Genomic DNA, 22,645 nt, shown 5'->3' with positions numbered 1-22,645 from the left:
GCCGCGCGCCATGTCGATGCCGGCAAAGCCACCCTCCAGTTCGGGCGGGGCGCCGCACCCGGCAAGGGCGGCGGCAGCGGCCGAGGTGGCCGAGGCGGCGAGGAATTGGCGGCGTTGCATGTGGGCGGTGCGGCCGGGCGGCCAGCGCGGTCAGTGGGCCGCCACCTTACCCCACTCCTGCTCGTAGGTGTGCACCAGCACCTGGTTGGACAGGCGGTTGACCTCGGCCGGCACGCGCGCCATGTCGCGCGGAAAGTCGAACAGCAGCGCCAGCGTGGGCACCGACAGGAATCGCAGCCCCTCGGGCAGCGCCTGCGGCAGGTGCCAGGGGCGGCGGCTGGCGATCACGAAGCCCCATTCGCCGAAGCTGGGCACATGGGCGTGGTACGGGGCGGTGCGCAGGCCCAGCGATTCGATGGTCTGCACCACTGTCCAGAAGCTCTGGCGCGCCACCAGGGGCGAGGTGGTCTGCACCACGGCGTAGCCGCTGGCGGACAGGCGCCGCGCCAGCAGGGCGTAGAAGCTGTTGGTGTAGAGCTTGCCGATGGCGAAGTTGGTCGGGTCGGGGAAATCCACCACGATCACGTCGAAAAAGTCTTGCGCCCCCACGCTCCCCGCTGCGCGTGGTTCGCTGCCCCCCGAGGGGGCCCCCGCGCCTTGGGGCGGCCCGGCGGCGCTGGAGTCTTGCGCCCCCACGCTCCCCTGCTGCAGCCACTGGAACGCGTCGGTGTTCACGACATGCACCTTGGGGTTGGACAGCGCCCCACCGTTCAGCCGCGCGAGCGTGGGGTCGTCGGTGAACAGGCGCGTCATCGCCGGGTCCAGCTCGACCAGCGTGACCGATTCGACCGAGGGGTACTTGAGGATCTCGCGCACCGCCATGCCGTCGCCGCCGCCCAGCACCGCCACGCGCCGCGGCCCGGCGCCGCCCGAGGCGAACGCCGCCATCGCCGGGTGCACCAGGGCCTCGTGGTAGCGGTACTCATCGCGCTCGGCGAACTGCAGGTTGCCGTTGAGGTACAGCCGGTGCCCCGCCTTGCCCTCGGTGACCACGATGCGCTGGTAGGGCGTGGCACGGCTCACCACGATGCGGTCCTGGTAGAACTTGTCCTCGGCAAAGCGCGTGATGTGCTCCGCGCCCACCAGCCCCGCCAGCAGCACGCCGAACACGGCCACGCAGGCCAGCACGTGCGCGCGCAGGCGCCGCAGCTCGTGGCGGAACAGCCAGACCGCCCACAGCGCCACCGCCGCGTTCATCAGGCCGAACAGCAGCCCCGTGCGGATCAGCCCCAGGTGCGGCACCAGCAGCAGCGGGAACGCGAGCGACACCGCCAGCGCCCCGAGGTAGTCGAACGTGAGCACCTGCGAGACCAGGTCCTTCAGCACCGCGTTGCGCTTGAGGATGCGCATCACCAGCGGAATCTCCAGCCCCACCAGCGTGCCCACCAGCAGCACCATGCCGTACAGCAGCACGCGGAACGCGCCCGGCGCGTAGGCGTTGGCCAGGAACAGCGTGGCCGGCAGCGCGCCGCCCACCAGGGCCACCAGCAGTTCGATGCGCAGGAAGTGCGCGGGCAATTGCCGTTCGAAGTAGCGCGACAGCCACGATCCCACGCCCATGGCGAAGAGGTAGGTGCCGATGATGGTGGAGAACTGCAGTACCGAATCGCCCAGCACGTACGAGGCGAGCGCGCCGGCCGCCAGCTCGTAGAGCAGGCCGCAGGCGGCGACGACGAAGACGCTGGCGAGCAGCGCGATGTCGATGGGGCGCGGCGCGGGCGCCGCGCTGGCTGTGGTGGTGGGCAACGAAGCGTCCGGCATCAGTGCTCCCATGCTTCGCCCAGCGCTTCGGCTTGCTGCAGTACCAGTTCGACGGCGCTGTCGGCTTTGTCGGGCGGGTATTTGTACTTGCGCAGGATGCGTTTGAACGTCGGCCGCAGGCTGGTGCGAGCGCTCTCGATGCGGGTCATGGCCGGGCCTCGTTGTTCTCACCCAGCAAGATGGTGTTCAATGCCTGATTGACGTAGTAGTTGCCGCGCCCGATCTTTTGCTTTTGAACGAAGCCGCTGGCCGCCAGCGCATCCAGGTACTTGGTGGCAGTGAGCCGAGAGACCTGCAGATCCCGCTGCAAAAAATCGATCTTGGTGTAAGGGTGCGTGAACAGGTTGTTGATCAAGTCCTGGCTATAGAACTTGTGCTGCGCCCGGATGCGGTGTTTGTAGTCGAACAGTGCTGTCTTGATGGCATGGATGGTGACCAGGGTCTGGGCCGCGGTCTGCTCCACGGCGTCCAGCATGTAAAGCACCCAATCTTCCCAGGCGTCGTGGTCCCGCACCGTCTGCAGCAAGCGGTAGTACTCGGTCTTGGTACGCACGATGTGCTTGCTCAGGTACAGCACCGGAATATCGAGCAGCCCCTCCTTCACCAGATACAGCACGTTCACGATGCGCCCGGTGCGGCCATTGCCGTCGTAGAACGGGTGGATACTTTCGAATTGGTGGTGCGCCAGCGCCATCTTGATCAGCGGGTCGGCGGCAAACAGGTCTGGATCGTTCAGAAACCGCTCTAACCCCCCCATCAGCGCGACGATCTCGGTGGGGTCTTGCGGCGGCGTATATACCGTCTGGCCGGCGCCGTCTTTCAGCGCCGTACCAGGCAGCTTGCGAAAGCCTGCATTGTTGCGCTCCAGCTCGCCTTGGATCTGGATGATGTGGTTGGCCGTGAGCAGACCACTGCTGCGTACCTGCTCAAACCCCACCCGCAGGGCTTGGCGGTAGCGCAGCACTTCTTTGGCAGCGGGGTTGGCAAACGCTTCAGGCAGCACATCGTCCTTGAACAGCTCATCGTGCGTGGTGACGATGTTCTCTATCTCCGAGCTGTCTTTGGCCTCCTGCAGGCCCAGCGTGTTGATCAGGATGCCTTGGTTGGGAATGGACGCCGCAATACCCTTGAGTTCAGCCAATCGGCGGCTGCTGCTGGCCAGCTTCTTGAGAATGGCGGGTGTGTCGAAACGGGTGGCGTCCAGCTGTTCGAGCGCGAGGAGGACGGGCATGGTGGGCGAGGGCTGGTCTGTGATGTGTATAGAAAAGCCGGTTTTCTATACATGTTAGCCAGCATCTGTATAGAAAAAGCCGTTTTTTATACATGGGATGGGTTGCCAGCCAACGGCGGATTTTGCATGGCCCGACGTTCAGCGGCCGAAAGCCAGAGGGTTTCCGGGGTACCCAGCGCTACTGGACCACCTCACCCCCCGTGCATCGCCGCCGCCACGATGATGCTGATGCCCAGGCACATGGCCGCCACCACCATGGCGAGGGCCTTGTTCTGCTTCTCGACGATCTCGGCCCACAGGTCGTAGGGCGTGAGCTTGTCGATGATGATGAAGCTCACCCAGAACACCAGCACGCCGATGAGCGCGAACAGGATGGAGCCGAAAAACGCGGCGGGCCGCAGCCATTCAAGAGCCATGATGATGACCTCCGTCAGATGAAAAGGGGTTGCAACAAGGGAGCGCAGGGGCGTCGCCGTTTCGTCATTTGTGCCCGCCCCCGCTGGAATACCCGCCGAAGGAGCCGCCCGAGCTGCGGTAGCCGCCGCCCGACGATCCCGAGCAGTTGCTCATGAGCAGCAGCAGGATGATGAGCACGATCGCAATGACGATGATGGTCCCGCAGCCCAGGCTGGTGGCGCTGGCCAGGGGCGCGGCGTCCTCGCGCTTGAACATGTCCTGCTGGCCGCCGAGCTTGAAGGCCTGCGCCACCACCGCGCTGTCGATCTTGCTGCCGCTGGACCAGGTGATCTCGCGCGGGGTCTGCTCCATCGACAGCAGGCCGCGGCCGGTGCTGCTGGCGAAGTCGCGGTTGGCGCTTTTCTGGCCGCGCTCCACGGGCCAGTAGAACTCGCCGGCCACGTAGGTGGTCTCGGCGTCGTACTGGCTCGACAGGCGGTAGGTGGTGCCCAGGTAGGTGGCGCTCTGGCCGCCGCCGGTTAGCTGCGGCGCGCCCGTGGTGGGCCGCACCAGGCTCCAGCCGTCGGTCGCGTCCACCAGGAAGGCGAAGCCGCGCTTTTGGTTGTAGAGCAGGTATTCATCCCAGCCGAAGTGCTCGTCGTCGCCCGGCTCCACCCCCATGCGGTGCTGAAAGCCCACCACCTGCCAGTGCACGCCCTCCAGCTGCCCGGTCTGGCCCAGCGGGATGAGCGGGTTCACCGGCTCGTCCTGCACGGCGTGGCGCAGTTCGGCCCCCAGGCCGCTGGACAGGTCGATGAGGCTGTGGCACGACGGGCACGTCAGGCTCTTGGTGCTGCCCAGCTTCACGGGCACCGGCGCGCCGCAGTTCGGGCAGTTGAACTGCCGGCCGGTTTCGTCCTTGGCGGACGCGTCTTTCAGGCCCTGCAGCTTCAAATCGTCGAGCTGCACGGCCCGGCCGCGGTCCACCTTCGGGGGTGTGCTGCCGTAGTCGATCGACAGCACCTCGCCGTCGGCGCTGCGCAGCTCCACCATGCTGAACGGGTGGCCCAGCGGCGGCAGCTTGGGCAGCTCGCCCTGGGCGGAGATGAGCTGCGCCTGCACGTTGGCGGCCACGCTGTAGGGCTTGCCGGCCACCGCCGTGGTCATGCCGACGCGGAACTGCTCGGCCGCGGGCAACTCACGCCCCGCCGCGGCCGGCCGCGTGAACACGTAGGCGCCGTTGTCCTCGCCCAGCGTGGCGGTGCTGCCGTCCTCCAGGAAAGCGTTCCACTCGGTCCAGGTGCCGGCGTCGCCCTTGTATTGCAGGCGCCCGATCAGCGTGAAGGGCAGGTCCTGCCCGTCCAGCACGATGCGGCCGCTGGCCATGAGCTGCAGGGGGCTGTGGTCGTCGAAGACCTCGGCCATCTTGCCCACGCGCGTGAGCACCTCGCCGCTGCGCACCACCGTGCTCTGGCAGTAGGGGCAGACGGCGTGGGTGGACTGCGCGCTCTTGAATTCGACCGGCGCGCCGCAGCCGGGGCAGGGCGCGCGGTAGGTACGCTGGGTGCCGCTCTCGGCCATGTTTTTTTGAGTGTTTTTTGGCCTCCTGCCCTAGTATCGATTGGGCAGGATGCTATTCAATCGATAGCGAAGACTAGACCAGCTTCTTGAGCAGTTCGGCTTTCTTGGCGTCGAACTCCTCCTGCGTGAGGATGCCCTTGGCCTTGAGCTCGCCCAGCTTCTCCAGCGTGGCCATCACGTCCTCGGGCTTGACGCCCGCCGCAGGCGCGGCGGCCACGGCAGCGGCGGCCTGCTGGGCCGCGCCGGGGTTCTGGCCCTGCAGGCCCTGCTGCAGGTTCTGCGCCAGCACCTGGCCCAGCGCCACGCCGGCGCCCAGGCCCATGGCGTCGCCAGCAATGCCGCCGCCGCCGTTGCCCGAGCCTTCGGCGAATTTCGGGATCGCCTGCGCCGTCTGGTACTGCATGAACTTGCCCATGTCGTTGCCGACCATGCCCATGCCGATCTTCTGGTCCAGGATCTTCTGCAGCTCTTCGGGCAGCGAGACGTTCTGCACCGTCATGCCCTCCAGCAGCAGGCCGATCTTGGCGAACGCGGGCTGCAGTTCCTTGGCCAGGGCCTCGGCGAACATCACCTGGTTGGCCGCCAGGTCGAGGAACGGCAGGCCGCTGCCCGCGATGGCGTTGCTGATGTTCTGCAGCACCAGGCCGCGCAGCTGGCCGTCGATCTCGGAGACGGTGTACTCGGCGCGCGTGCCCGAGATCTCGGTGTGGAACAGCTTGGGGTCGGCCACGCGGAAGGCGTAGTTGCCGAAGGCGCGCAGGCGCACGGCGCCGAAATCCTTGTCGCGAATGGTGATGGGCTGCGGCGTGCCCCACTTCTGGTCCACCTGCTGGCGCGTGCTGAAGAAGTACACGTCGCTCTTGAACGGGGACTCGAAGAGCTTGTCCCAGTTCTTCAGGTAGGTGAGCACCGGCAGCGTCTGCGTGGTGAGCTTGTAGGTGCCGGGGCCGAACACGTCGGCCACCTGGCCTTCGTTCACGAAGACCGCCATCTGCGACTCGCGCACCACGAGCGTGCCGCCGTTCTGGATTTCCATGTCCCGCATCGGGAAGCGCCAGGCCAGCGTGCCGTCGCTGTCCTCGGTCCACTGGATGATGTCGATGAACTGTTTCTTGATGAAGTCCATGAGGGCCATGCGGTGCTCCCGTTCGAGGTGTGCGGAGGGTTGGAAAGTGCGGCCATCATAGCGGCGCCCCGGGGCTTGGCTATCGCGGCGTTGGACACGATCAATTGGCGCTCGCCAATGCGAATCACTAGCATTCGTGCAGTTGTTCGTTCCCATCCGAGATCGCCCCACAGGAGTCCGCCATGTCCCGCATCCGCCAAGCCACGCTCCGCAACCTGCCCACCCTCATGAAGACGGGCAGCTACTACCTCATCCACATCTGCGTGGCGGCCCTGGTGGCCTACGCGGTCACCGGCAACCTGGTCGCCTCGATCACGCTGAGCCTGCTGGAGCCCACGGTGCAGGCGGTGGCGTTCTTCTTCCACGAAAAGGCCTGGGAGCGGGCGGCCCGCCGCCGCGCGGCAGCGGCCGGCGATGCGCCCCTGGCGGCTTGAGGCACGGCCATGAGTACCACCTCGGATTCACGCCCCCGGCAGGCGGGCGGGCCGTTTCATCACTGGCTGATCGAGCGGCTGGCCGGCCTGGCCGGCGCGCTGTGATGGTCTGAGCGAGGAAGGAAAAGGAAAGAGGGCCGCCAGGGTGCCGTCGGCCCGGGCTGGTCCAGCGGACGGTTAAGAGGCGTATGCGGCGGTTCAGGCCCGCGTGTCGAGCAGCGAGCCCATCATGCGGTCTTCGGTGCGCAACACCTGCAGATTGGCCTTGAATGCATAGGTGGCCGAGATCTGGTCGACCGCGTCGGCCTCGAGCGAGGCGCCTTCCTGCGCCGCACGGCCCACATTGGTGGTGGCCACGCCGCCTTGGGAGGCCACGGCCTCCTGGTCCACCGTCTGGCGCTTGAAGCCGGGGGTGTTCATGTTGGCGACGTTGTTGGCGGAGACATCCATGCGCACCTGGGCGGCGCGCAGGCCGGAGGCGGCGATCGAAGAAACAGAGGCCATGGGAGTGCTCCGGTGGAGGGCGAGGAAGTGCCTGGATTATCCGCCGCAGGTGCAGGAATGACCAGCCCGGCCGTGAAAACGGCTGGGAACGATCGCAGGCCCCCTGCGCTGGCTTCGGCATGGCTGAGGCGTTGGTTTTTTCACCAGGGCACGCAGGGCCCGGCGTGGCGCGAAACGCTAAAGCGTACACAAGTGTTTCGAAATGAAATGGCTGTGGCTGCACGGTCGGCTCGGCGTTCGGCTGCGCGCCGCAGCGCACGCCGGGCGCGGTATCGAGAGGTATCGAGACAGGCGCCCCGCCAAAGCCCGGTCGGCGCCGTGGCCAAATCCCTTCTAAAACTGAACAAGTAAGTACACATATTGAAATCATCGGCGCGACCGGTGATTCCAAGATGCCGCCAGGCGCTGGCGTGGCGCGCGGCATCGGTTCTGGCCGCTCAACCGCCAGCGCCGCCCGGCCTCGCCGTTTCAACATCCCATCGCCTTCGGAGGTTTCCATGCAGTCCACCTTGCTCCCCGCCGTCCACCCGTCATCCCCCGCGCGCCGCCGCCTGCTGGCCGGTGGCGCGGCTTCCGCCACCCTGGCGCTGTTCGGTTGCGGTGGAGGGGGCGGCGGCGGTGGCGATGTCTCCGGCGTCGGCAGCACGGCCGATGCGTCGTTCTCCAGCGGCCCCATCAGCGGCTTCGGCTCCATCATCGTCAACAACCTGCGCTACGACGACACCGCCGCGCGCATCCTGGACGATGCCGGCCAGGCCGTCACCACCGCCGCCCTGCGGCTGGGCATGGTGGTGGAGGTGAACGGCTCGGGCATCGCGGTGGACGCCAGCGGGCTGCGCCGCTCCGTGGCCTCGACCATCAGCCTGCGCAGCGAGATCGAGGGGCCCATCACCGCCATCGACACCGCCGCCCGCACCTTCGCCGTGCTGGGCCAGACCGTGCAGTGGGCCGATGCCACGCTCTACAGCGACAACCTGCCCAATGGCGCGGCCAGCCTGGCGGTGGGCCAGGTGGTGCAGGTGTTCGGCCTGCGCAACCCCGACGGGCTGTACAGCGCCACGCTGGTGGTGCGCGACGAGCCCGTGCCCACCCGCTACAAGCTGCGCGGCGTGGTCGCCGGGCTGGACGGCACGGCGCAGACCTTCCGCATCGGCGGCGCGGTGATCGCCTACGGCGCCGTCGCGTCGCAGGCCCCCGGCATCGCCAACGGGCAGTACGCCCGCGTGGAGCTGCAGACGGCGCCCGACGCGTCCGGCCGCTGGGTGGCCTCGGCCCTGCGCACCACCGCCAGCAGCGTGACGCTGCCCAGCGGCAGCAACGTGGCGGTCGAACTCAAGGGCTACGTCACCGCGTTCACCAGCAACACGGCCTTCAGCGTGAACGGCGTGCCGGTCAACGCCAGCGGCGTGGCCAACCCGCCTGCGGGCCTGGCGCTGGGCCGGCGCGTGGACGTGAAGGGCGTGTTCGTGAGCGGCCAGTTCAATGCGAGCGAGATCGCGCTGGAAGAGGCCGGCAGCCTGGCCAGCCGCAGCTTCGACGTGAAGGGATCGATCCAGCGCGTGATCCCGGCGGCCTCGGTGATCGTGGTGCGCGGCGTGCCGGTCCACTACGCCAGCGCCCGCTTCGAGGGCGGCACCGCGTCCGATCTGGCCGAGAACCGCTCCGTGGAGATCCAGGCGCAGGTGGCCGCCGGCACCTTCGGCCTGGTGGCGCAGACCATCCGGTTCGTTGCCTGATTCGATTGCTATCAATTAAATAGCGATATGCCCTAGTAGATATTGCGCTGGAGGCCGATGGGGTTGACCATGGGCCGGCGCGGGCGCCTTTCGCCCCGAGCCGCCCGGGTCCGCTGCGCTCCGCCTTCAGTCGGCGTTCACGTACTCCGGATGGCGGGCGCAGATCTCGTCCACCTGGCTGAGCGTGCCCGACAGGTGCGTGCGCAGCGCCTCCTGGGCGCCGGATGCGTCCCCCTGCGCGATGGCCTCGGCGATGCGGCGGTGGTCGGCCAGCACCGACGCGGCCTTGCCCGCGCTGGGCAGGTGCAGGTGGCGCAGACGGTCCACGTGGCCCGAGTGGCTGCGCACCAGCTCCCACAGGCGCGGCACCTCGGCGGCCTCGTACATCAGGCGGTGGAACGCCAGGTCGGCCTGCGAGAACGCCTCGGGCTCCAGGGGGTCGGCGGCGGCCTGCATCACGCCGATCTGGGCCTGCAGGCGCCGGGCGACGGCCTCGCCGCCCTGCAGCGCCAGCGTACGCACCACCTCCAGCTCGATGGACCGGCGCAGGTAGTGCGCCTGCCGCGCGGCGGCCACGTCGATGCGGCTCACCACCGTGGCGTGCTGCGGAAAGATGTCCACCAGCCCTTCTTCACCCAGCCGCATCAGCGCATCGCGCACGGGCGTCTGGCTGATGCCGAAGCGCTCGGCCAGTTCGGCGCGGGCCAGCACGGTGCCGGGGGTGAGGTCCAGCGACACGATGGCCGCGCGCAGCTTTTCGAAGATCTGCGGCGCCGCGTGGCGCGACCGGTCGAGGCGGACTTTGTCTCTCACGTTCATAGGCGGCGGATTGTCGCACCGCACGATTTTGACGTACTAATATATTAGTGCTTTAATGCGCCGAAACTGTGATGGAGCCTATGACGACGACCCGCCGCCCCCCCGAGTCCCTGCGCAGCGCACGCTGGTTCGCCCCCGACGACCTGCGCTCCTTCGGCCACCGCTCTCGCATCATGCAAATGGGCTACGCGCCCGAAGACTGGGTGGGCAAGCCCATCATCGCCATCGTCAACACGTGGTCGGACATCAACCCCTGCCACGGCCACTTCAAGCAGCGGGTGGAAGACGTCAAGCGCGGCGTGCTGCAGGCGGGCGGCTTTCCCATCGAACTGCCCGCCATCTCGCTGGCCGAGGCCTTCGTCAAACCCACCACCATGCTCTACCGCAACATGCTCGCCATGGAGACCGAAGAGTTGCTGCGCAGCCACCCGGTCGATGGCGCGGTGCTGATGGGCGGCTGCGACAAGACCGGCCCCGGCCTGCTGATGGGCGCCATCAGCATGGGCCTGCCCTGCGTCTTCGTGCCCGCCGGCCCCATGCTGCGCGGCAACTACAACGGGCAGGTGCTGGGCTCGGGCTCGGACGCGTGGAAGCTCTGGGACGAGCGCCGCGCCGGCCAGATCACGCAGACGCAGTGGCTCGGGGTGGAAGGCGGCATCGCCCGCAGCCACGGCACCTGCATGACCATGGGCACGGCCAGCACCATGACGGCGATCGCCGAGGCCATCGGCATGACGCTGCCGGGCGCCTCGTCCATCCCCGCGCCGGACGCCAACCATGTGCGCATGAGCGCCGAGAGCGGCCGCCGCATCGTCGAGATGGTCTGGCAGGACGAAACCCCGGCGAAGCTGCTGAGCCGCGAATCGTTCCTGAACGGCATCAACGTCGCCATGGCCGTGGGCTGCTCCACCAACGCCATCGTCCACCTGGTGGCCATGTCGCGCCGCGCGGGCGCGCACTGCGCCGTCACGCTGGATGACTTCGACGCCGCCAGCCGCCACGTGCCGGTGATCGCCAACGTGCGGCCCAGCGGCGACACCTACCTGATGGAGGACTTCTACTACGCCGGCGGCCTGCCCGGCCTCATGTCGCGCATGCCGCAGCACCTGCACCTGGGTGCGCGCACCGTCACCGGCCGCACGCTGGGCGAGAACATCGAAGGCGCCGCCGTGTTCAACGACGACGTGATCCGGCCATTGGACAACCCCATCTACGCAGAGGGCGCGCTCGCCGTGCTGCGCGGCAACCTGGCGCCCGACGGCGCCGTTATCAAGCCCAGCGCGTGCGCGCCGCACCTGCAGCAGCACACCGGCCCGGCGCTGGTGTTCGACGACTACCCCAGCATGAAGGCCGCGGTGGAAGACCCCGACCTCGACGTCACGGCCGACCACATCCTGGTGCTGCGCAACGCCGGCCCGCAGGGCGGCCCCGGCATGCCCGAATGGGGCATGCTGCCCATCCCCGCGAAGCTGGTGAAGCAGGGCGTGCGCGACATGCTGCGCCTGTCCGATGCGCGCATGAGCGGCACCAGCTACGGCGCCTGCATCCTGCACGCCGCGCCCGAGGCCTACATCGGCGGCCCGCTGGCGCTCGTGAAAACCGGCGACCTCATCACCGTGGACGTGCCCGCGCGCCGCATCCACATGGAGGTGAGCGACGAAGAACTCGCCCGCCGCCGCGCCGCCTGGACGCCGCTGCCCGCACGCTACCAGCGCGGCTACGGCTGGATGTTCAGCCGCCACATCCTGCAGGCCGACCAGGGCTGCGACTTCGATTTCCTCGAAACCGGCTTCGGCGCCCCCGTGCCCGAGCCCGACATCTTCTGACCCCCGGAGACATGCCCTTGAACCCCGCCACCCGCGACCGCCTCGCCCACGTCAGCACCGCCACGCTGTGCACCGCCCTCTTCAAGAAGGGGCTGCGCAACCAGTTCCTGCAGAACGTCCACCCCCTGCGCACCGGCCGCGCCAACATGGTGGGCGAGGCCTTCACGCTGCGCTACATCCCGGCGCGCGAAGACCTGAACACCATCGACGTGTTCAAGAACCCCGACCACCCCCAGCGCAAGGCCGTGGAAGACTGCCCGCCCGGCGCCGTGCTGGTCATCGACAGCCGCAAGGACGCGCGCGCCGCATCGGCCGGCTCCATCCTCGCCTCGCGCCTCATGAAGCGCGGCGTGGCCGGGCTGGTCACCGACGGCGGGTTTCGCGACACGCCCGAGATCGCCGCGCTCGACATGCCGGCCTACCACCAGCGCCCCTCGGCGCCCACCAACCTCACGCTGCACCAGGCCATCGACATCAACGGGCCCATCGCCTGCGGCGACGTGGCCGTGTTCCCCGGCGACGTGCTGGTGGGCGATGGCGAGGGCGTCATCGTCATCCCCGCGCACCTGGCCGATGAGATCGCCGCCGAAGCCACCGAGATGGCCGCCTTCGAAGACTTCGTGACCGAGAAGGTGCTGGAAGGCCGCTCGATCATCGGCCTGTACCCGCCCACCGACCCCGCCACCCACGGCGACTTCGCCGCCTGGCGCGCCGAGAAAGGCCGCTGACACCCGGCACACACCGCCCGCACCGCTTTTTCCGCCTTCCCCCCTTCCCCACATCGCAGCACCACAACGACACCCGGAGACAAACCCCATGCGATTCATCCGACACACCGCCCTGCTGGCCGCCCTGGCCCTGGCCCCATTCCTTGCGGGCGCCCAGGAATGGCCTACCGCCAAGCCCATCACCTACGTCGTGCCGTTCACGCCCGGCGGCTCCACCGACATCATCGGCCGCGTGCTCGCCAACAAGCTGGGCGAGGCGCTCAAGCAATCGGTGGTGGTGGACAACAAGCCCGGCCAGGCCGGCGGCATCGGCGCCTCGTACGCGGCCAAGGCCCCGCCGGACGGCTACACCCTCTTCGGGGGCACCATCAGCACGCACGCCATCAACGCCAGCCTGTACAAGAACCTGTCGTACAACCCGGTCAAGGACTTCGAGCCCGTGGCCCTGGTGGCCACGCTGCCCAACGTGCTCATCGTCAACCCCGCGCTGGGCGTGAATTCGGTCAAGGAACTGATCGAGCTGCTCAAGAAAGACCCGTCCAAACGCATGTTCGCGTCGTCGGGCGCGGGCACCTCCACCCACCTGGCGGGCGAGATGTTCGGCGACCTGATTGGCGTGAAGCTCACCCACGTGCCGTACAAGGGCACGCCGCCCGCCCTCACCGACGTGGCCGCCGGCCAGGTGTCGTTCATGTTCGACCAGATGACCGCCGCCCTGCCCCTGGCCAAGGCCGGTCGCGTGAAGTTGCTGGCCGTGACCACCGGCCAGCGCATCGCCCTCGTGCCCGAACTGCCCACCATGATCGAATCGGGCGTGGCCGGCTTCGAGATGTCGTCCTGGCAGGCCGTGTACGCCCCCAAGGGCACGCCCAAGGCCGTGGTGCAGCGGCTGAACGCCGAGATCGTCAAGGCCCTCAAGCAGCCGGACGTGGTGGACAAGCTGCACACGCAGCTGGGCATGGACATCGTGGGCAGCACCCCAGAAGCGCTGGCGGCGCACATGGCCAAGGAGATTCCGCGCTGGGCGGAACTGGTGAAGAAGTCGGGGGCTTCGGCGGATTGAGCGACGGGGAAGTGCGCAGGCCTGCTCCTGGCTTGAGGCCTGCACTCTCTAAGGAAGTCAAAGTGTCTGCCGGCGATGCATTGCTTGTGAAATATCGGAGGCCGTGGATGTAAGCGATGCGCAAGAAAAATCGGGACACTGCGACGCGACCATGGAAGACATCGCCGCATCTGATCTCAAATCCATACTCCACTCCAAGCGGGCCAATCTCTACTACCTTGAGCACTGCCGGGTCTTGGTCAATGGTGGCAGGGTTGAATATGTGACGGATGCCGGCAAGAAAAGCCTGTACTGGAATATTCCCATCGCCAATACCACCAGCATTCTGCTGGGAACAGGCACCTCGATTACCCAGGCGGCCATGCGTGAACTGGCCAAAGCCGGCGTGTTGGTGGGGTTTGCGGGCGGCGGGGGCACCCCGCTGTTCAGTGCCAATGAGCTGGACGTGGACGTGGCATGGTTCGCACCGCAGTCCGAGTATCGCCCGACGGAGTATCTGCAAGCGTGGGTGCGTTTCTGGTTCGACGAAGAACTGCGGCTGATGGCAGCCAAAGCCCTCCAGATCCAGCGGCTGCAAAGGCTGCGGACGCAATGGACCACGCGTGCTGTGCGCGAGGCCGGATTCGCGGTGGATGCGCAACGCTTGCAAAACTTGCTGGATCCCTTTATGGCGCACATCGCCAATGCGCCAGACATCACCGCCTTGCTCACCGATGAGGCGCGTTTGACCAAGGCGCTTTTCAAACTGGCGGTGGATGCAACGGGCTATGGCGATTTCACACGCGCCAAACGCGGTACCGGCAGCGATGCCGCCAACCGCTTCCTGGACCACGGCAACTATCTGGCCTACGGGCTCGGCGCGACCGCCACGTGGGTGTTGGGTCTCCCCCACGGCCTGGCAGTGCTGCACGGCAAGACACGGCGGGGTGGGCTGGTCTTTGATGCGGCTGACTTGGTGAAGGATGCCTCGATCCTGCCGCAGGCCTTTCTCTCGGCGATGCGGGGAGACGATGAACAGCAGTTTCGCCACCACTGCATCGACGCCCTCACCCGCAGCGAATCACTGGACTTCATGATCGATACGCTCAAGGCAATCGCATTGGAGACGGCGAGGCACGCACAGAAGTCGGCGCTGTGAACGTCCTTTTCGTATCCCAATGCAGCAAACGGGCTTTGACGGAAACCCGCCGCATCCTTGATCAGTTCGCGGAACGGCGTGGGGACCGCACCTGGCAAACCCCCATCACGGCGGATGGATTGGACAGCGTTCGCCGGCTTCTGCGTAAAACGGCCCGCAAAAATACCGCTGTCGCGTGCCATTGGATCCGCGGCAAAGACCACAGTGAGCTATTGTGGGTGGTGGGCGATGGCCGGCAGTTCAATGCGCAAGGCGCGACCCCCACCCACACCACGGCCAGCAACATCCTGCGCGTAGAGGATGAAAGCAGTTGGCACCACTTGCCTCTGATGACTTCGCTGGCGGCGCTCGCTGCCCTGCTTCACGATTTGGGAAAAGCCACGCAAGCTTTTCAAGACCGGCTGAGAAATCCCGGTGTGCGCGAGCGCAACCACTACCGCCATGAATGGGTCTCGGTGCGCCTGTTTCAGGCTTTTGTGGGCCGCGATGACGATGCTGCATGGCTGCAGCGTCTGGCCTGTTGTGCCGACGCCGCCACGGACACCAGAGCGTTCGAAGCGCTATGGCTGGACCACGCAGGAGGGCGATTGCTACGCGACGGTCTTGATGAACCGCAGGCCACGCAGCATCTGCCTTTCGCCCAAATGCCTCCGCTCGCACAAGCGGTGGCTTGGCTGGTATTCACCCACCATCGCTTGCCTTGTCTTCCGGTGCATCGGCCCGAGGGCAGCCATGAGGAGGACATCAGCCTGCCTCGCGCCCAATGGCACCGCTTTGGCGCCCGCCCCCCATTCGTCAACAGCAAAGAGTTGGATGGGGCCCTGGCCCGCGTCAGCGCTGATTGGAACGAGCCCCGCGAGCAAGCCTCCACCGCCACCGTACAGGTCCACTGGCATTTTCCGCATGGCTTGCCTGTGGCAACACTGGCCTGGCGCAAACAGGCTGCGCGCTATGCCCGCAAACTGCTGGCACGGGCCCAAGCCCCGGGCGACGCAGGCGTATTGCATGACCCCTACACCATGCATGTGGCGCGCCTGTGCCTCATGTTGGCAGACCACCACTATTCCAGCATCAGCGACGAGCCACGGCGCCTGCCCTATCGCAACGCGGGCTACCCGCTGTACGCCAATACCTGTACGGACGCAATCAAAAAAGATAGTGACAGGGGGCTTTGGGGGAAGCACGGGCAGCCGTTTTTCAATCAAACGTTGGACGAACACCTGCTTGGCGTTCAAGGGCATGCCACGCTGATAGCGCGATCTTTGCCCAGCCTCGGGCGAAGCCTGCCCGCACTGCAAAACCACAAGCCACTGAAAAGGCGCAACACCGACATCCGCTTCGCCTGGCAAGACAAAGCTGCCGACTTGGCTGCGAGCGTGCGCACCCGTGCCGCTGCACAAGGCGCTTTCATCGTCAGCATGGCTTCCACAGGATGCGGCAAGACGTTGGGCAACGCCCGGATCATGAATGCGCTCGCCGACCCTGCCACGGGCCTGCGTTGCGCGTTCGCCATCGGGTTGCGCACGCTCACGCTGCAAACCGGGCGCAGTTTCCAGCGCGATCTGGGGCTGGGTGAGGAGCAACTTGCCATCCAGGTAGGCGGCGCAGCCAGCCGGGCTTTGTTTGACCATTGGGAGCGGCAGGCCGAGACCACGGGCTCTGCATCACGCCAGCGGTTGCTGGATGAAGCGTGTACCGTGCTCTACGAGGGAAACGACCAGCACCCCCTGCTGCAGCGCCTGACCGACGATGCCCAAGCCCGCGCGCTGATCGCCGCACCGTTGCTGGTCTGCACGGTGGACCATCTCACCCCCGCCACCGAAAGCCTGCGTGGCGGTCGCCAGATTGCACCCATGCTGCGGCTCATGACTGGCGACCTGGTACTGGACGAGCCAGACGATTTCGACATGGCCGATTTGCCTGCCTTGACGCGCCTGGTGTATTGGGCAGGGTTACTGGGTTCTCGCGTGCTGCTGTCGTCCGCCACGTTGCCGCCGGCACTGGTGGAAGGACTGTTCCTCGCTTACCGTGCCGGGCGCGCGGTGTACCAGCAGCATCGCAGCGAAAGGCCCAATGCGCCGGTTGATCCTTGCTGCCTGTGGATCGATGAGTTCCACCAGACCACGCAGGACTGCGCCGATGGTGCCGCTTTTCGTGTGGCACACACACAATACGTGCAAAAACGGTTGATTCGGCTGGCCCAGGCGGAAGTGCGCCGTCTCGCGCAGATCGCCGATTTGCCTGATGAGTGGCGTGACATGGACCAGGCCGAACGGCGCACGGATTTTGCACGCCTGGTGCTGCACCATGCCTGGCAGTTGCACCAGCAGGCCTGCAATCACATGATCGATTCCGTCAGCGGCAAGCGTGTGAGCCTGGGACTGATCCGCATGGCCAACATTGCCCCGCTGTACGACGTGGCTTTGGCGATCCATCGGTTGGGTGCACCGGCTCCCGGGGTGCGCGTGCATCTGTGCGTGTACCACTCGCAATTCCCTCTGCTGGCCCGATCGGTCATCGAGCAGCAGCTCGATACCCTGCTCGATCGCCGCGGCGCCCGTGGCGGGCAAGACCCTGTGCTCCAGCGCCCCGTGTTGCGTGCGCTCATCGACGCCCACCCCGAGCACCACCATTTGTTCATCGTGCTGGCTAGTCCCGTCAGTGAGGTGGGCCGGGACCACGATTACGACTGGGCGGTGGTCGAGCCCTCGTCCATGCGGTCGCTGATCCAACTGGCGGGCCGCGTGCGCCGTCATCGGCCGGGTAGCGTGGCAGATGCCAACATGGTGGTACTCGACCGCAACCTGCGGTCGTACGAGCACATCGGCGAAGCGGCATTTTGCAAGCCTGGGTTCGAGATGGGTTCGCAGTCCGCCGGTACGACCGACGCAGCGCGCTGGTTCCACTTGAAGTCCCACCGCTTGCGCGATGTGATGGCGCACGCGGCACAAGGCAACGCGCCGTGGGCGGTGGATGCGCAGCCGCGCATTGCGGTGGCCGTCGGCAAGCTTCAGCCCCGCCGTTACCTGGTGGACTTGGAACATGCCCGCATGCATGACAGCATGCTGCCGCGCCATGCAGACGGTCAAGACACCACCGCCCCCATCCGCGCAGCCAGCCTGCATTGGGCCCATCCAGGCAACCTGTGGCTCACCGGCCTGCTGCCGCAATACCAGCGCTTTCGCTACGACCCACAGCCGCGCGACGACGTGGTCCTGCTGCCGGATGAAGACGAATCCACCTTGCAATTGCATCGCGTCGATGACGGGCCTGGCCGAGGCGACAGGCTCTACGTGCGCATAGAGGACAGCTTGCTGGATCGGGTGCCGGAGGCCGCATTGGCCGCCCGCACTGTTTCACCCTGGTCGAGCGTGAACCTGATGCATGAACTGACCCAATTGGCGCAGGCCCAGGGTTTGACCTTGCAACAGTGTGCTGAACGCTATGCCGGTGCCAGCTTGCCATCCCAGCAGCAGGGATGGCGGTTTCATGAGCTTTTGGGATTCAACAAGAAGGAGGTGTCTTGATGTCATTGAAGTGCCGATACATAACGTCTAACTGCGGAGGCCGAAGTCATGCCGAAAGCTGAAATTCCCATCGCATACCGCAGTTTCCGGGAGGCCATACAAGCGTTTTTAAAAGAACGTCTGGGGGCCAAGCTAGATAAAACCGAGGAAGGGGAGGATGCGAAGCGTCAGGAACTGATCACTCAGCACCACCCGAGCAGGTGGCTGAAAGAAGCTGCAAAGCGAGTGCATCAAATCCAGGCCGTCACCCACTCCCTCAAACCCATCCACCCGGACGCGCGTGGCACCAATCTGTATGTGGAGCCTAGGCAACTTCCTCCGCTGGATGATCTGGGCAGCCATGCCCTCGGCGATCGCTTTGTCGGCGATGTGGTGGGCAACGCGGCAGCGCTGGATGTTTACAAGTTGCTCAAGCTGGAGGTGAATGGGCGCACTTTGTTGAACGCCCTGCTGGACCAGGATCCCGACGCCCTCGCGGCGCTGGACGCGGACCCTGTGCAGGCCCACGCGTTGCGCGACGCGTTTGTGTCGCTCATCCAGCCGCGGGCCGGAGGCGCCAGCAGCCACCCGCTCGCCAAGCAGCTCTATTGGCTTGTGGGCGCAGATGCTGGCAGGGACAGCGACTATGTCCTGCTCGCGCCGCTTTACGCCACGTCGCTGGCCCAGGCCGTGCATACCCAGGTGCAGGAAGACCGCTTCGGCGAAGCCAACAAAGCCGCCCGCCAGGCCCGGCGCGAGCGCAAAGCGCACGAAGGCACGTATCACGTCTATCCCGGGCTGGCGGTGCAGAACATGGGTGGGACCAAGCCGCAGAACATCAGCCAGCTCAACAGCGAGCGACGGGGCATGAACTATCTCCTGTCGTCGCTGCCACCCCAATGGAAATCCAGTGAAGGGCGATTCCCCGTGCATGCGGAATCGGTGTTCGACCGCCTGTTCATCGTCCGCCCAGAGGTACGCCAGACGGTACGTGCACTGCGGCATTTTCTCGAATCCGACCCCGAGCCCAACCAAGCGACGCGCCAGCGGCGCGAAGCCCTGCTGGATACGCTGCTGGACGAACTGGTTTCGCTGGCCGCTGAGATGCAGCAACTGCTGCCACCGGGGTGGACCGTGCATGACCCGGAAAAACGCTTTGCCAAGCTGAACTACCAAGAGCAGCTTTGGCTGGACCCGCTGCGTGCTGAGCTACCGGAAGAGCCGGTATTTGCGTTCGATTGGCTTTACATGGACTGGCCTGCAGCCATCGGCAAGCGCTTTGCCAACTGGCTGAACGATCAGCTGCGTGGCAAGCTGCCGCTGGGCGATGCCGAAGCGCGCGAGTGGAAAAAAGTGCTATTGACCGATGAGGACGGCTTCCGGCAGCGATTGCGCGAAATGCGTGACAAGTTGGACGCGCCGCACTATGTGCCCATCCGACAAACGCATGCTGAACTGGCCAAGGCATCGGGGGAGGACGCATGAGCCAACCCCAACCCCAGGCCCTTCTCGTTCTCCCCCATCTGCGGATCCAGAACGCCAACGCCATCGCCAGCCCGCTCACGCACGGCTTTCCGTCCATCACGGCCTTTACCGGGCTGATGTGGGCGCTGGAGCGCAAGCTGGCCCTGGCCGGTGTGCCATTGCGCCTGCATGCGGTGGGCGTGGTCTGCCACCACCACCAGGAACAGGTGACGCACGGCTATGTGCGCAGCTTCAACCTGACGCGCAATCCCGTGGACAAGGATGGAAGCACCGCCGCCATCGTGGAGGAGGGACGCATGCATCTACAGATCACTCTGGTGGTCGCCGTGTCCGAAAAAAACACGCCTGACACGGCATCGGTGCTGGTGCAGGGCAATCAGGCGCAATGGGCGGAGTGGGCTCGCATCGCTGGTGAAACCCTCGCGGGCATGCGCGTGGCGGGCGGCAGTGTGCTGCCCTCGCGCGCCGTGCCAGGAAAACGCGTGCGGCCATGGATGGATATCGTGCCCGATGACCCGGTGGAAGCTGCCAGCCTCTTTCGCGCATGGCATCGGCAGTGGCTACCCGGCTTTGCCTTGGTGGGGCGCGACGACCTGCTGATGGGGCGCTTGCAGCAACTGCGTGCGACGCATGCACAAGCCACTTTGCTGGATGCCTGGCTGCACGCGTCCCGTTTCAACCATCAGGCGTTGCTGAGCGCGGACGGAATGCCTGCAATCGACGGTCAAGTGGCCTGGGGGGATCCGTTTCGGCCCAAAGGCAGCGGGTGGATCGTGCCCATCCCCGTTGGCTATGCAGCGCTCACGGCCCTCCATCCCGCAGGCAGTGTGCGCAATGCCCGAGATGCCACGGTGCCCGTGCGCTTCGTTGAGTCGGTGTACTCGCTGGGCGAATGGGTCAGCCCGCATCGGCTTCAGAGCCTGCAGCAATTGCTATGGCAGGCCGAGACCGACGAAACCCTGGGTCTGTACCGCTGCCGCAACGGCTATCGGCCGCTCCCTGGACAGGATGGCGCCAACGCCGTAACCGGCGCCGCCAGCGACTGGGATGACGAAGAGGCCTATGACTACACCTGAGCAGACAGTGCCTTATCCCGCTTGCCTGATTCACCCTCCATTTTTCAAGGATTGACACCATGACCGAGAAACTCGCCACCGCTTCCGTCCTGGCCTTCGAGCGCAAGCTCGACCCGTCTGATGCCGTGTTCCATGCTGGCCGCTGGGACGACCAAGCCCAATCGCATGCCTGGCAGCCCGTCACCATCCAGCCTAAGTCGGTGCGCGGCACCATCAGCAATCGGCTCAAGGCCAAAGACCAAGACCCTGCCAAGCTGGACGCTGCCATCGAAAAGCCCAACCTGCAAACCGTGGACGTGGCTGCGTTGCCCCCACAGGCCGACACGCTCAAGGTGCAGTTCACGCTGCGCGTGCTGGGTGGCGCAGGCACCCCGTCGGCCTGCAATGGCGCGGCCTATCAGGCCAAGCTGCTGACGACCGTGCAGGGCTATGTGCAGCAGCATGGCTTTGCCGAACTCGCGCAGCGCTACGCCGCCAACCTGGCCAATGGCCGCTTTCTGTGGCGCAACCGCGTTGGCGCCGAGCGCGTTCAGGTCATCGTGGAACGATTGCAAGACGGCAAGGCCGTTGAGTCCTGGTCTTTTGATGCCCTGGCGCTGAACACGCGCGCGGTAGGTGCTGTCAGTTCCGAAGTACCTGGGGTGCAAGGGCTGGGGCAGCTCATCGCGGGCGGGCTGGCAGGCAGCACCCATGTGCTGCTGCAGGTGACGGCCTTTGTGCGCCAAGGCGCGGGGCAAGAAGTGTTTCCGTCGCAAGAACTCATTCTGGACAAGGGCAGCGCGGGCAAAAGCAAAACGCTGTACCACGTCAACGGTGTGGCTGCCATTCACTCGCAGAAGATCGGCAACGCCATTCGTACCATTGACACCTGGTACGACGGCGCCGGCGAACTGGGCCCGATTGCCGTGGAACCCTACGGCTCTGTCACCACCCAGGGAAAGGCGTATCGGCAGCCGAAGCAGAAGCTGGATTTCTACACGCTGCTGGATGAATGGCTGCTGAAAGACAAGGTGCCCCCCACCGAACAACAGCACTTTGTGATGGCCGCGTTGATCCGTGGCGGCGTGTTTGGCGATGCGAGCTGAGTCGAGCGCCAACCATGACCACGCATTACATGGACCTTTCTTTGCTGCCGGATCCGGAGTTCAGCCCAACCCCGTTGCGCAACGCACTGTTTTCCAAACTGCACCGTGCGTTAGTGCAATTGGAAACGGGTGAGATCGGCGTGAGTTTTCCGGGGCTGAACCCGCGAGGAACGGACCTGGGCGCCACGCTGCGGCTCCATGGCACAGAGCCCGCGTTGAAACGCCTGCAAGCGTTGCCCTGGCTGCAAGGCATGCGCGACCATGTACTGGCAGGCAGCGTCGCCCCAGTGCCTGGAAGCACGGCACACCGGGTGGTGCGCCGCGTGCAGGTGCACAGCAGCCCTGAGCGCTTGCGCCGCCGACAGATGCGCCGACACGGCTATGACGAAGCCGAAGCCCAAAGGCGTATCCCGGACAGCGCGGCGCGGCGGCTGGATTTGCCTTATCTGAACCTGCAGAGTTCCAGCACAGGACAGGCGTTTCGCCTGTTTCTCGAGCACGGTCCGGTGCAAGCCGTGCCGAGCCTCGGCCATTTCAGCGCTTATGGGTTGAGCCCCCTGACGACGGTTCCCTGGTTTTGACCCTTTTTTGGAGCCATTGCCAAAACCTTTATAAATCAAGCACTTGGGCGTACTGGTAGCAAAAAGGGATGAATGGAGGCAGCAGCTGTTTTTCACTGATGAATCAACAGGCTAGGGAGATTTTTCTCTACTTCACTGCCGTATAGGCAGCTCAGAAAGCACTGGGCCCGCTGGTGGGGCAACGACGTGGCTTCACTGCCGTATAGGCAGCTCAGAAAACTATGCGAGAGCTCGCATCGATGCGCTTGGCCTTCACTGCCGTATAGGCAGCTCAGAAAATCTGCAGCGCTTGATTTCGCTCCTCCGCGAACTTCACTGCCGTATAGGCAGCTCAGAAAGCCGTGCCGGGTGACGCTTGCGCCAGCGCGCACTTCACTGCCGTATAGGCAGCTCAGAAATACCTCGATCCGAACGACCGCAAGCAGTGGGTCTTCACTGCCGTATAGGCAGCTCAGAAAGGTTTCCGGGTCGATCGCGAAGAAGCTCTGCTCTTCACTGCCGTATAGGCA

Annotated in this window: 19 protein-coding genes, 1 pseudogene and 1 CRISPR repeat array; of the genes and pseudogenes, 11 read left to right on the top strand and 9 right to left on the bottom strand. The window is 65.7% G+C overall.

Translation table 11 applies throughout. The features are described 5' to 3' along the window. The 7 genes and pseudogenes from AC27IQ_RS07910 to AC27IQ_RS07880 all read right to left on the bottom strand — a co-directional run. Positions 1-120: twin-arginine translocation signal domain-containing protein (locus AC27IQ_RS07910; RefSeq protein ID WP_487089136.1), on the bottom strand; the 120-nt coding region annotated here is incomplete at its 3' end. Positions 121-150: 30 nt separating this feature from the next. Further along, entirely contained in the window at positions 151-1,821 is a 1,671-nt protein-coding gene (locus tag AC27IQ_RS07905; protein WP_487089135.1) for a polyamine aminopropyltransferase, read from the bottom strand. Continuing rightward, positions 1,821-1,958: pseudogene (locus tag AC27IQ_RS07900) on the bottom strand (type I restriction enzyme endonuclease domain-containing protein); the annotation flags it as partial. The pseudogene AC27IQ_RS07900 and the gene AC27IQ_RS07905, both read right to left, overlap by 1 nt. A gap of 8 nt (positions 1,959-1,966) precedes the next feature. Continuing rightward, entirely contained in the window at positions 1,967-3,052 is a 1,086-nt protein-coding gene (locus AC27IQ_RS07895) for a Fic family protein (RefSeq protein ID WP_487089134.1), read from the bottom strand. A 191-nt stretch (positions 3,053-3,243) separates the two neighbouring features. Continuing rightward, entirely contained in the window at positions 3,244-3,468 is a 225-nt protein-coding gene (locus AC27IQ_RS07890; RefSeq protein ID WP_272566455.1) for a DUF350 domain-containing protein, read from the bottom strand. 64 nt (positions 3,469-3,532) lie between these two features. Further along, a complete protein-coding gene (locus tag AC27IQ_RS07885; RefSeq protein ID WP_487089133.1) occupies positions 3,533-5,029 on the bottom strand; it encodes a DUF4178 domain-containing protein in 1,497 nt (498 codons plus the stop codon). A gap of 73 nt (positions 5,030-5,102) precedes the next feature. Further along, on the bottom strand, positions 5,103-6,164 hold the full coding sequence (locus tag AC27IQ_RS07880) for an SPFH domain-containing protein (protein ID WP_284410690.1): 1,062 nt from the start codon (positions 6,162-6,164) through the stop codon (positions 5,103-5,105). Between the two features lie 173 nt (positions 6,165-6,337). Between AC27IQ_RS07880 and AC27IQ_RS07875 the strand changes: the two genes are divergently transcribed. Continuing rightward, positions 6,338-6,589: a DUF2061 domain-containing protein gene (locus tag AC27IQ_RS07875; protein WP_272550135.1), complete on the top strand. Its 252-nt coding sequence runs from the start codon at positions 6,338-6,340 to the stop codon at positions 6,587-6,589. A gap of 198 nt (positions 6,590-6,787) precedes the next feature. Here the strand turns inward: AC27IQ_RS07875 and AC27IQ_RS07870 are convergent, their stop codons facing one another. Next, entirely contained in the window at positions 6,788-7,093 is a 306-nt protein-coding gene (locus AC27IQ_RS07870; RefSeq protein ID WP_272566450.1) for a flagellar basal body rod protein FlgC, read from the bottom strand. Positions 7,094-7,590: 497 nt separating this feature from the next. Between AC27IQ_RS07870 and AC27IQ_RS07865 the strand changes: the two genes are divergently transcribed. Further along, entirely contained in the window at positions 7,591-8,829 is a 1,239-nt protein-coding gene (locus AC27IQ_RS07865) for a DUF5666 domain-containing protein (RefSeq protein WP_487089132.1), read from the top strand. 126 nt (positions 8,830-8,955) lie between these two features. Here AC27IQ_RS07865 and AC27IQ_RS07860 read toward each other — a convergent pair whose 3' ends face one another. Further along, the gene (locus tag AC27IQ_RS07860) at positions 8,956-9,648 is read right to left on the bottom strand and encodes a GntR family transcriptional regulator (protein ID WP_284430542.1); all 693 of its coding nucleotides are present in this window, start codon (positions 9,646-9,648) and stop codon (positions 8,956-8,958) included. A gap of 80 nt (positions 9,649-9,728) precedes the next feature. Between AC27IQ_RS07860 and araD the strand changes: the two genes are divergently transcribed. The 9 genes from araD to cas6f all read left to right on the top strand — a co-directional run bounded on the left by araD (position 9,729) and on the right by cas6f (position 22,136). After that, complete coding sequence (gene araD / locus AC27IQ_RS07855) at positions 9,729-11,474, top strand: L-arabinonate dehydratase (RefSeq protein ID WP_487089131.1); 1,746 nt, start codon at positions 9,729-9,731, stop codon at positions 11,472-11,474. Positions 11,475-11,491: 17 nt separating this feature from the next. Next, complete coding sequence (locus AC27IQ_RS07850; protein ID WP_487089130.1) at positions 11,492-12,202, top strand: ribonuclease activity regulator RraA; 711 nt, start codon at positions 11,492-11,494, stop codon at positions 12,200-12,202. Between the two features lie 88 nt (positions 12,203-12,290). Beyond that, complete coding sequence (locus AC27IQ_RS07845; protein ID WP_487089129.1) at positions 12,291-13,265, top strand: Bug family tripartite tricarboxylate transporter substrate binding protein; 975 nt, start codon at positions 12,291-12,293, stop codon at positions 13,263-13,265. A 151-nt stretch (positions 13,266-13,416) separates the two neighbouring features. Beyond that, on the top strand, positions 13,417-14,403 hold the full coding sequence (gene cas1f, locus AC27IQ_RS07840) for a type I-F CRISPR-associated endonuclease Cas1f (RefSeq protein WP_487089128.1): 987 nt from the start codon (positions 13,417-13,419) through the stop codon (positions 14,401-14,403). Beyond that, a complete protein-coding gene (gene cas3f, locus AC27IQ_RS07835; RefSeq protein ID WP_487089127.1) occupies positions 14,400-17,930 on the top strand; it encodes a type I-F CRISPR-associated helicase Cas3f in 3,531 nt (1,176 codons plus the stop codon). Before cas1f ends, cas3f begins: the two co-directional genes overlap by 4 nt. Positions 17,931-17,978: 48 nt before the next feature. After that, positions 17,979-19,394, top strand: coding sequence for a type I-F CRISPR-associated protein Csy1 (csy1, locus tag AC27IQ_RS07830; protein WP_487089126.1), 1,416 nt, complete (start codon positions 17,979-17,981; stop codon positions 19,392-19,394). Beyond that, positions 19,391-20,470, top strand: coding sequence for a type I-F CRISPR-associated protein Csy2 (csy2, locus tag AC27IQ_RS07825; RefSeq protein ID WP_487089125.1), 1,080 nt, complete (start codon positions 19,391-19,393; stop codon positions 20,468-20,470). Before csy1 ends, csy2 begins: the two co-directional genes overlap by 4 nt. A 59-nt stretch (positions 20,471-20,529) precedes the next feature. Beyond that, positions 20,530-21,555 (top strand): type I-F CRISPR-associated protein Csy3, encoded by a 1,026-nt coding sequence (gene csy3 / locus AC27IQ_RS07820; protein ID WP_487089124.1) that lies wholly within the window; start codon positions 20,530-20,532, stop codon positions 21,553-21,555. Positions 21,556-21,569: 14 nt separating this feature from the next. Next, positions 21,570-22,136: a type I-F CRISPR-associated endoribonuclease Cas6/Csy4 gene (cas6f, locus tag AC27IQ_RS07815; RefSeq protein WP_487089123.1), complete on the top strand. Its 567-nt coding sequence runs from the start codon at positions 21,570-21,572 to the stop codon at positions 22,134-22,136. A gap of 130 nt (positions 22,137-22,266) precedes the next feature. Next, a CRISPR array of direct repeats spans positions 22,267-22,594; the repeat unit is 28 nt; unit sequence CTTCACTGCCGTATAGGCAGCTCAGAAA. Positions 22,595-22,645: the final 51 nt, after the last annotated feature.

It is taken from the genome of Acidovorax sp. KPB24-07 (assembly GCF_057543315.1).
Note: the sequence above shows the minus strand (reverse complement) of the source record. Positions and strands in the feature narration are given on the sequence as shown.